Genomic DNA, 10601 nt, shown 5'->3' on the forward strand with positions numbered 1-10601 from the left:
GCTGAGGCAATAAAAAATCCCGTTTTAAGCGCTGGGCTTAAAACGGGGTTTTTATGGTGTTTACTGTTTTGTCGGTATGGTGCGAATACCTAAACTAGAAAGATTTTATTTTTTGCTGGCGCTCGCTGCGGGCTTGGCTGGTTCAACTTTTGCAGTGGCTTTGACGTCAGCTTTAACATCGGCTTTGACTTCGGCTTTGTTGTCGACCTTAGCTTTAAGGGCAGGGGCAGCGATTGGGTTGGTTGAAATCACAGGTTTGTCTTTGCTTGTAGCTGCTTCAGTCTTGAAGGCCGTACCGCCAACTGTCAGGCCCTGGTTAGAGAACTTCTCTGCATTGACTTGGCCAATACCTTTGACGCGGGTGATGAAGTCCGACCAGCTTTTAAAGTTGCCTTGTTTGCGCTCGGTGAGTATCTTGCCTGACATGACCGGCCCAATGCCTTTGATGCCGTCGAGCTCGACTGCGGTGGCATTGTTGACATCTACCGCAGCAAAAGCGGCCGACAAAGCCATAGCGAGAAAAAAGGCGAGGAATTTTTTGAACATGGAATTTCCTTAAGAAATATTTAAAACCGGGTTGAATCACAGATTGCAGATTTTGGACTTTTACAGCCACTCATCTTGTCAACACTGCAACTACCTAACGCAAAGCCAGCAGTCGGGTTGACTGGGCTAGTTTTAAACATGCAATTTTCTTAAAATTTGTTCTGAACTCAGCTCTTTTTAGCGGCAAGCCACTGCATGTATGCAGCTACGCCGGTTTGCACATCGGCAAACTGATGCTCACAGCCGGCTGCGCGCAGCGCACTAAGGTCTGCCTGGGTGTAACTTTGGTATTTGCCCACCAACGCTGGCGGAAAAGCGATGTAGTTAATCAGTCCACCGTGCGCGGCTTCTTCTAGGCTGAGTTGATCGACTTTTTGTTGACTGCGCAAAGCATTGATCACGGTGATAGCGACATCGTTAAAAGGCTGGGCTTTGCCGCTGCCTAGGTTAAAGATACCGCGTGCTTGTGGATTGTCCAAAAACCAGAGGTTGACGGCGACTACATCGTCAATATAGACAAAGTCGCGCATTTGCGCGCCCGAGCTGTAACCACCATATTCACCAAACAGCTTGACTTTGCCGTCAGCCAAGTACTGGTGGTATTGGTGAAAAGCCACGCTGGCCATGCGGCCCTTATGCTGCTCACGTGGTCCGTAGACGTTGAAGTAACGAAAGCCAGCGACTTGGCTGGCGGCATTCTCAAAGCGTGCACCGACTTCGCGGCGTAGACGTTGGTCGAACAGCAACTTGGAGTAGCCGTAGACGTTGAGCGGTTTTTCAAATTCTGGCATTTCGCTAAAAGTGTCTGCGCCGCCATAAGTTGCGGCTGAAGAGGCGTAAAGCAAACGCGTGTTTTGCTGTTGGCAGGCATGAAACAAATCACAAGACAAGCTGTAGTTGTTGGCCATCATGAACTTGCCGTCAAGCTCCATGGTGTCGCTGCAAGCGCCTTCGTGAAAGACCACTTCGACCCGGCCATAAGTACCGTCAGCAAAGCGTTTGTAGAAGTCGCCAGCGTCCACATAGTCGGCGATTTGTAGATCAGCCAGATTGCGAAATTTATCGCCTTCGCTCATGTCGTCAACGGCGATGATGTCGTTGATGCCGCGGGCATTCAGCCCTTTGATGATGTTGCTGCCGATAAAGCCAGCTGCTCCTGTGACTACGATTTTCATTTTTTTTATCCTTGATTTCTTTTTATGCTGCGCTGGCGTTGTCGCCAAACAGCTCGCTGTAACTGACAGTGGCGGTACCGAATTTACCGACCACTATGCCGCCGGCGCGGTTGGCAATCGGCACCGCGTCGCGCAGGCTGAGGCCAGCAGCGCAGAGGGCTGCGAGCGTGGCGATGACGGTGTCGCCGGCGCCAGTGACATCGAATACTTCGCGCGCCAATGCCGCAACATGCAGCTGACCTTGGTCGTCAAACAAAGTCATGCCTTCTTCGCTGCGGGTTAACAGCAGGGCTTGAAGATTTAGCGATGAACGCAGGTTATGCGCTTTGACCTCTAGGTCGGCGTCATCGCGCCAGCTGCCTATGACATGCTCTAGTTCGACGCGATTCGGTGTGATGACTGTGGCGTTTTTATAACGTGCGTAGTCATTGCCTTTGGGGTCGACGAGTACGACTTTGCTAGACGCTCTAGCCTGCTCAATCATGCGCACAATGTGGGCTAAACCGCCTTTGCCGTAGTCGGAAAACAGAACGGCGTCGTGCTCGGTGTGCAGTTTTTCAAAGGTCGCTGATTGTGAGTCCAGCACTTCATGTTCGGGCGTGTTCTCGAAGTCTAGTCGCAGCAGTTGTTGTTGCCGACCAATGACGCGCAGCTTGACTGTGGTTTTAAGTTTTTCATCGCGCCCAAAATACGGAGTAATGCCAGTTTTGGCAACCAGTGCTTCAAGTTTGTGGCTGTCGTCGTCGTTGCCGACTACTGTCAGCAAAGACGCTTTAGCGCCTAGCGTGACGATGTTGTAGGCCACGTTGGCGGCAGCGCCAATACGCTCTTCAGTGCGGGTGACGCGAACCACCGGTACGGGTGCTTCGGGCGAAATACGCTCTACCGAGCCGTACCAATAGCGATCCAACATGGCGTCGCCCACCACGAGCACGCGGGCTGCGGCTATTTTTTCTTGTGTCAGTGTCATGTGTTTGGAGATTAGTGCTTAAAGTTCTTCAATGCGACTGGCTGGATAGCTGTCCCATGCTTGGCAGCCTGGGCAATGCCAGAAGTGTTGGGTGGCCTCAAATCCACAGGCCGCGCAGCGGTAGCGCATCAGGGGAACGGTGGCTTTGTCCAAGGCTTGCTGGACTAACTTGTAGCGATCCGGATCATTCCACTCCTCGCCGGCAATCCATTTTGTCGCGGCCACTAAGGAGGGTTCTTGTTCGAGATGCGTGAGGTAGCACTGCTGTCCAGTGGCCTTATCCGGTGAAAGCCGTGCGATGGCTTGCATCACGTCCACCGATGGCCGGCGCGCATAGTGGGCCTTGAGCAGCGTTTGCACAGGCATCAGCAATTCTGGTTTTTGTGCAATGTTCACTAATAACTCGGCGGCTAATGGCAAGGCCTGAGGCGCGAATTTATCCAATGCCAGCAAGCTCTCGAATGCGGCTTGTGATTGCCCGGATTGCTGTAGCAGCTTGGCCTGCTCAATCAACGGGCGTGGTGATGCTGGTGCCAAAGCGCTTGCTAGGCGCAGTGATTGCATGGCTTTATCCGTGTCGCCGGCGGCCAGCATCACGCTGGACTGCTCGCACAAATAGTGGGCTTGGCGCGTACTAAAGCTGCCGCTGTTATTGTTGTCGCTGCCGAGTTTGACGGCAATTTCACTGGCATGCGCCCAGTCGCTTGAGCGCTCGTAAATCGCAAGCAGTGAGAGTCTTGCCTCTTCCTCGTAGTGCGTGCCTTCAAGTTTGCGTAAGGCCGCTTCTGCGCGGTCGAGTAAGCCGGCTTTTAAAAAGTCCAAGGCCAATGCATGTTGGGCTCGGTCGCGCTCGGGTTTGTCTAAGTCACCGCGCGCCAGCAAGTGCTCATGGACACGAACAGCGCGCTCGTATTCGCCACGACGGCGAAATAAGTTGCCCAATGCAAAGTGCAGCTCGGAGGTGTCGGGATCGTTTTGTACGGCTTCTATGAAGGCGTCTATGGCTTGGTCTTGTTGCTCGTTGAGCAGAAAATTCAGCCCGCGAAAATAAGCCTTGGGCGCTTGGCGGTTTTCAATCTTGAGCTGGCGCAGATCTAGCCTAGAGGCCAGCCAACCCAGCGCAAAGGCGATCGGTAGGCCAAGCAGCATCCATGTGATGTCAAAGTCCATAATGCGGCGGTTTGGCGTTGCTTGAGCTGGACTCGGTGTTTGACGTTGAATTAGTCTGTGGGTCGGCGTCTGAATTGCCTCGACTACCGGGGTTCACGCTGGGCTCTGAGTGCTTGAGCGCACGGCGTTTTTTCCACCAGCGCGGCATCATGAGAAGTATGCCTAACGCGACGCCTGCAGCGAAAGTGGCGAGTACGACAATCACTAAAGGCGCTTGCCAGAGTGTGCCGAAAAAGAAATTGACGGACACGATTTGCTGATTATTCAGCGCAAAAGCAAACAGGGTAAAAAAAATAGCTGCCTTTAGCAGCCACAGCAGGTATTTCATACAGGTATGTCTCCAGACAGGATTGTAGTCATCGCTAAAGCCTTTATTTCAAGCCAGTGGCGTTGGTATTTTCTTCGCTTCTAGACGTAAAAACTCCTCGGTGCGGGACTCAACGCTTTCGCGTAAGGCTTTACCCGGTTTGAAGTGGGGGACGCGTTTTTCGGGAATGGCGACACTCTCACCGGAGCGCGGATTACGGCCCATGCGGGGCGGACGGTGGTTGATTGAAAAACTGCCAAAACCGCGAATCTCTACCCTGTTGCCGCGCACCATTGCCTCGCTCATGGCCTCAAGAATGCACTTGACAGCAAATTCCGCATCGCGGTGGGTCAGCTGGTCAAATCGGGCAGCCAGTTCTTCTACAAGATCGCTTCGGGTCATGGTTTAAAACTTTTAGGGCAATAAAAAAGCGTGCAACAGTCGCTGATCAGAACGACTGTGCACGCCATGTAGCGGGAGCTAAATCGGGAAACCCGGTTTACTTCTCGTTGTTGTCCAACTTAGCGCGCAGCAATGCGCCCAAGCTGGTCAGGCCAGCGCTTTCGCGCGAGGACTGCTGGCTCAGGGTAGACATGGCTTCTTGCTGGTCAGCGTTGTCCTTGGCTTTAACCGACAACTGGATGTTGCGGGTCTTGCGATCCACATTGACCACCACGGCTGAAACTTCATCGCCTTCTTTGAGCACGTTACGTGCGTCTTCAACGCGGTCACGGCTGATTTCGCTGGCGCGCAGGTAACCGATGATGTCTTCGCCGAGATCGATCTCAGCGCCTTTGGCATCAACTGTCTTGACCTTACCGGTCACAACAGCGCCCTTGTCGTTGATAGACACGAAGGTTGTGAATGGATCGGAATCGAGCTGTTTGATACCCAAGGAGATGCGTTCGCGGTCGACATCAACTGCCAACACAATCGCTTCGACTTCTTGACCCTTTTTGTAGTTACGAACAGCGGCTTCGCCAGCTTCGTTCCACGACAAATCAGACAAGTGAACCAAACCGTCGATGCCGGCTGCAAGGCCAACAAACACACCAAAGTCGGTGATCGATTTGATAGGACCTTTAACGCGGTCGCCGCGCTTGGTGTCCTGAGCAAACTCTTGCCATGGGTTGGCTTTGCACTGCTTCATGCCCAAGCTGATGCGGCGCTTGTCTTCGTCGATCTCGAGGACCATGACTTCGACTTCGTCGCCCAGAGCCACGAGCTTGCTCGGTGCTACGTTCTTGTTAGTCCAGTCCATTTCTGACACGTGGACCAAGCCTTCGATACCTGGCTCGAGTTCAACAAATGCGCCGTAGTCAGCGATGTTGGTGATCTTGCCAAACAGACGTGTGCTCTGTGGGTAGCGGCGGTTCACGCCCATCCATGGATCATCACCCATTTGCTTCAGACCGAGTGACACGCGATTTTTCTCGGTGTCAAACTTCAAGATCTTGGCGACGATCTCTTGACCTGCAGTCACCACTTCACTTGGATGACGGACGCGGCGCCATGCCATGTCGGTGATGTGCAGCAAGCCATCAATGCCGCCGAGGTCAACGAATGCACCGTATTCGGTGATGTTCTTGACGATGCCTTTGACAGCAGTGCCTTCTTTCAGGGTTTCCATCAGCTTGGCGCGTTCTTCGCCCATGCTGGCTTCGACCACAGCGCGGCGGCTGAGCACAACGTTGTTGCGCTTGCGATCGAGCTTGATGACCTTGAATTCCATGGTCTTGTTCTCGTACGGAGACAAGTCTTTGATGGGACGTGTGTCGATCAGCGAACCTGGCAAGAATGCACGGATGCCGTTGACCAGAACGGTCAGGCCGCCCTTGACTTTGCCGCTGGTTTGACCGGTGACGAATTCGCCGGATTCCAGGGCTTTTTCCAAGCTCATCCACGATGCCAGGCGCTTGGCCTTGTCGCGGGACAGCAGGGTGTCACCGTAGCCGTTTTCGACTGAGTCGATGGCCACCGACACAAAGTCGCCGACCTGGACTTCGAGCTCGCCCTGGTCGTTTTTGAATTCTTCGAGAGGCACGTAGGCTTCGGATTTGAGACCTGCGTTCACAACCACGTGGTTGTGATCAATGCGCACTACTTCTGCGGTGATGACTTCACCGGTACGCATTTCGGAGCGCAGTAGGGATTCGTTAAATAGATCGGCAAATGATTCAGACATTGATTTTCCTAGTCCACAACACAGGGTTCAGTCAGCACAATTGCTGAAAGTTTTTGGTTCTGTTTGTAGCTTGTTTTAGCTTGGGTTATGCGGTCCGGGGACTGCAGCTTGGGTTACTTTTCCTGCTGAGTGGTTTGGCTGCGCGGCAGTCAAATGTGATCAGAAGGGCCTTTTGTCCTGCCACCAAACGAGTACTTGTTGAACCGATTTTTTAATCGATAAAAAAGAGTTGTCCAGTAGTAGGGCGTCATCAGCAGGATGCAAGGGTGAAGCTTTGCGTGATTGGTCACGCGCGTCTCGCGCCAGCAGGTCTTGCTCAATACTCTCCAGTGTAGTCGAAATCCCTTTTGCAACCATTTGTTTATGCCTGCGCTCCGCGCGGTGCTCAGCGCTAGCGGTGAGGAAAACTTTCAGTTCTGCATCTGGAAAGATAGTGCTGCCCATATCGCGTCCATCGGCGACAAGGCCGGGAAGGCGTCTAAAGCTGTGTTGCAACTCGAGCAGGGCTTCCCGTACTTCGGGATGGGCCGAGACTTTTGAGGCCGCCATGCCGGCGCTTTCGCTGCGAATGGCGGCGCTCAAGTCTTGGCCGTCGAGCAAAATTGTGTCATTTTTAAAACTCACACTGAGCTTACGCGTCACGCCTGCAACCGCTGCGCCGTCGTCTAGCGAAAGACCAGCTTGACTGGCTGCGTGGGCGCTCAAGCGATAAAGCACACCTGAGTCCAAAAAGTGGTAGCCCAGCTCCGCCGCCAGCTTGGCTGCTAATGTGCCTTTGCCTGACGCGGTCGGGCCATCGATGCAGATCACGGGAATAGATTTAGATTCGGTACCGGCTAGTTCAAACAGGGCTTCGAAATAATCAGGAAAAGTTTTGGCTACGCATTTCGGGTCAAGTATCCGAACCGGTAAATTGGCGGGGTTAAAGGCCGCCAGCGAAAAACACATGGCCATTCGGTGATCGTCATAAGTAGCTATCGCACCAGTGCACCATTTAGTGGGCGGGGTGATTTTGATCCAGTCTTGACCTTCTTCTACCGTCGCGCCTAATTTTTGTAATTCGCACGTCATGGCGGCGATGCGGTCGGTTTCTTTCACGCGCCAGCTGGCAATATTGCGCAGCGTTGTGCTGCCGTTGGCATATAGCGCCAGCATGGCCAGCGTCATGGCGGCGTCTGGGATGTGGTTGCAGTCCATGTCTATGGCTTTGAGCGGCCAAGCGCCACGTTTGATTTTGAGCGAGTGGGCGGTGCTGGTGATGTTTGCGCCCATGGCTTGTGCGGCTTCTACAAAACGAATGTCGCCTTGTATCGAGTCTGCGCCTACACCCAAAATTTCTATGCCATCAAGACCTTCCACTGGTTCAGCAATCGCGCCCAGTGCGATGAAGTAGCTGGCCGAGGAGGCATCGCCCTCGACATAAATCTCGCCGGGTGAGACGTATTGGCTGCCAGCTGGGATGATAAAACGTTGCCAGTGCTCGGCGCCTTCAGGTTGCCGCACTTGCACGCCAAAGCGCGCCAGTAAATTCAATGTGATGGCGATATATGGCTGGGAAATGAGCTCACCGACGACTTCGATGTGAATGTCTTGCTTGGCCACCAGCGGCAGCGCCATTAAAAGGGCGGTGAGAAATTGGCTAGAAACGTCGCCGCGCACACGAATCGGCTGGTCTAGTTTGAATGCGCCAGTGCGAATGCGTAGCGGCGGAAAGCCTGGGTTACCAAGATAGTCAATATCGCAGCCGAGTTGGCGCAGCGCATCGACTAGGTCGCCAATCGGCCGCTCGTGCATGCGCGGCACGCCGGACAGTTCAAACTCACCGCCCAGCAAAGCCAACGCCGCGGTCAGGGGCCGCATGGCAGTTCCGGCATTACCCATGAAGAGCTGGGCTTGCTGAACCTTGGCTTGACCGCCCAATCCGATGATGACTGCGCTATTGCCGGTTTGCTCGACGCTGCAACCGAGTTGGCGCAGCGCGTTAAGCATGACAGCGGTGTCGTCGGAGGCGAGCAAGTCGTGCACAGTGGTTTTGCCGTTACTCAGGGCAGCAAGTAGCAGCACGCGGTTGGAAATACTTTTGGAGCCGGGTAGGCGGATTTGGCCAGCGGCAGTTTTGAGGGACGGAACGTCAAGAAACTCTAGGTCAAACATTATTAAAGACTACTCAAAATAACTGTAAATAACAAGTAGTAGTCTTAAATGACTAAAAACTACCAAAGACTAAAAATCAAGATCAACCTTATTTGGTACTGATCTGCCAGTTGATGCGTGCGGTGCTGGCTTGGTTAATGTCAGCTTGCAACTGCTCGCTGTCGCCAGCAGCGATGAGTTTTTCCATCGCCAGCAATGTTTGCCGAAACAGTTTTGACTGGGCCAACAGTTCAGAATGGTTGGCCAGCAAAATATCGCACCACATTTGTGGGTCGCTGGCCGCAATTCGACTGAAGTCGCGAAAACCAGAGCCAGCCAAACTTAGGTATGCGTTACCTTCTGGCTGGGCGGCAATACTGTTCATCAGTGCATACGCAATCAGATGCGGCAGATGACTGACAGCTGCGTACGCCGCATCGTGTGCTTGTGGTGACATCTGCGTGACTTTGCAGCCCAGTGCTGTCCAGAGCTCTGTCGCCTGCGCCAGTTGAGCTGTGTAAGTGAGCTCTGTTGGTGTGAGTATGAGTTGCTTGCCGAAGTAAAGATTAACGTCAGCATGCTCAATGCCAGAGACTTCTTTACCTGCAATCGGGTGCGCGGGTACAAAGCAACCAACATGGTCACGCAGTGAGCGCTGTGCCGCTTCGACAACATCGCCTTTGGTTGAACCCACGTCCATGATTAGCGTGCTGGGCGTGATCATGTGGCGAATCGCTTTGAGCGTCGCTTCGGTAGCCGATACCGGCACTGCCAGCAACACGATGTCAGCGCCGGACACGGCGAGCAGGGCGGAAGGTGCGGCGATATCAATCACACCCATTTGGCGTGCCATCTCAGTTGTGGAAGGCGATTTGCTATAACCGACTATGCGTTTGACCAGCCCGGCGCGCTTGAGTGCTAGTGCAAAAGAGCCGCCCATCAGGCCGCAGCCGATCAGGCCGAGTTGTTCAAACATGTTCAGTCGCCGACTGGGTAGCTGCCCAGTACTTTATAAAAAGCACACAGTTTTTGTAAATCAGCTAGCGCGGCGCTGACATGCGGCTCGGACGGATGGCCTTGCAAGTCAATGTAGAAGTAATACTCCCATTGGCCAGATCTTGCCGGTCGCGACTCAAACCGCGTCATTGACACACCGTGGGTTTTTAAAGGTACCAACAAATCGTGCACAGCGCCAGGGCGGTTGGTGACTGACACCACTAAGCTGATGCAATCTTTGCCGCTGGCTTGTGGCATGGGCAGGGTTTGCGGTAGGCACAGCACGGCAAAGCGGGTGCGGTTAAAGGCATCGTCTTGTATGCCGTGGGCAAGGTTGTGCAGGCCGAACTGGGTGCCGGCGCGCTCGCTGGCGATGGCGGCCCAAGCTGGATTGGTACTAGCTAGGCGTGCGCCCTCGGCATTGCTGGCGGCCGGATGGCGCTCGGCATTAGGTAAGTTGGCTGTTAGCCAGCCTTGACATTGGGCTAGCGCTTGCGGGTGGGCGTAGACAGCTTGTATGCCGTCCATGCCGCCGGTCACGCGCAGCAAGTTGTGCCGCACCAGCAGACTGGTCTCGCCGATGATGTGTAGGGGTGATTGCAAAAACAAGTCTTTTGAGCGGGACACCACGCCTTCAGTCGAATTTTCTACCGGCACCACGCCGTAACTTGCGCTGCCAGAAGCTGTGGCACGAAACACCTCGTCAATGCTGGCGCAAGCTATGTGCTCAATGCTGGAGCCGAAAAAAAGCAACGCGGCTTGTTCGCTAAAAGTACCGGCAGGGCCTAGATAGGCCACACGAATCGGCGACTCAAGCGCTAGGCAGGCAGACATGATTTCACGCCAGACTGCGGCGACATGTTCGCCCTTGAGCGGGCCGGTGTTGCTCGCCTGTATGTGCTCTATCACCTTGGCTACCCGGTCTGGCCGGAAGAAGGGCGTGCCATCGCGTTTTTTAATCTCGCCTACATGCTCGGCCACACGTGCGCGTTTGTTTAGCAGGCTAAGCAGTTCTTGATCCAGCGCGTCGATTTGAACGCGTAGCTCGGCGAGGGTCTGTGTCATTTTTCAGCGGTCTCCAGCAATCTTTTGGTCATAGTCACAATTTTCATTGCGCTT

General features: G+C 53.9%; 10 protein-coding genes. All 10 read right to left on the bottom strand.

The window, feature by feature from the left end; genetic code table 11:
- Positions 1-105: 105 nt before the first annotated feature.
- Complete coding sequence (locus HC248_RS04070) at positions 106-546, bottom strand: ComEA family DNA-binding protein (protein ID WP_168921388.1); 441 nt, start codon at positions 544-546, stop codon at positions 106-108.
- Between the two features lie 167 nt (positions 547-713).
- On the bottom strand, positions 714-1721 hold the full coding sequence (rfaD, locus tag HC248_RS04075; protein WP_168921389.1) for an ADP-glyceromanno-heptose 6-epimerase: 1008 nt from the start codon (positions 1719-1721) through the stop codon (positions 714-716).
- 22 nt (positions 1722-1743) lie between these two features.
- Entirely contained in the window at positions 1744-2691 is a 948-nt protein-coding gene (gene rfaE1 / locus HC248_RS04080) for a D-glycero-beta-D-manno-heptose-7-phosphate kinase (RefSeq protein ID WP_168921390.1), read from the bottom strand.
- Positions 2692-2709: 18 nt separating this feature from the next.
- Complete coding sequence (gene lapB, locus HC248_RS04085; protein WP_168921391.1) at positions 2710-3861, bottom strand: lipopolysaccharide assembly protein LapB; 1152 nt, start codon at positions 3859-3861, stop codon at positions 2710-2712.
- Complete coding sequence (locus HC248_RS04090; protein WP_168921392.1) at positions 3851-4189, bottom strand: LapA family protein; 339 nt, start codon at positions 4187-4189, stop codon at positions 3851-3853. The genes lapB and HC248_RS04090 overlap by 11 nt, the downstream gene beginning before the upstream one ends.
- Positions 4190-4237: 48 nt before the next feature.
- Positions 4238-4570, bottom strand: a complete 333-nt coding sequence (locus tag HC248_RS04095; RefSeq protein ID WP_168921393.1) for an integration host factor subunit beta — start codon at positions 4568-4570, stop codon at positions 4238-4240.
- Between the two features lie 97 nt (positions 4571-4667).
- On the bottom strand, positions 4668-6353 hold the full coding sequence (gene rpsA, locus HC248_RS04100; protein ID WP_168921394.1) for a 30S ribosomal protein S1: 1686 nt from the start codon (positions 6351-6353) through the stop codon (positions 4668-4670).
- Positions 6354-6512: 159 nt separating this feature from the next.
- Positions 6513-8507 (bottom strand): bifunctional 3-phosphoshikimate 1-carboxyvinyltransferase/cytidylate kinase, encoded by a 1995-nt coding sequence (locus HC248_RS04105; RefSeq protein ID WP_168921395.1) that lies wholly within the window; start codon positions 8505-8507, stop codon positions 6513-6515.
- A gap of 88 nt (positions 8508-8595) precedes the next feature.
- Positions 8596-9462, bottom strand: a complete 867-nt coding sequence (locus HC248_RS04110; protein ID WP_168921396.1) for a prephenate dehydrogenase — start codon at positions 9460-9462, stop codon at positions 8596-8598.
- A gap of 2 nt (positions 9463-9464) precedes the next feature.
- Positions 9465-10547, bottom strand: coding sequence for a prephenate dehydratase (gene pheA, locus HC248_RS04115; RefSeq protein ID WP_168921397.1), 1083 nt, complete (start codon positions 10545-10547; stop codon positions 9465-9467).
- Positions 10548-10601 lie beyond the last annotated feature (54 nt).

The sequence above is a fragment of the Polaromonas vacuolata genome, from assembly GCF_012584515.1.
Lineage (GTDB): Bacteria > Pseudomonadota > Gammaproteobacteria > Burkholderiales > Burkholderiaceae_C > Polaromonas > Polaromonas vacuolata.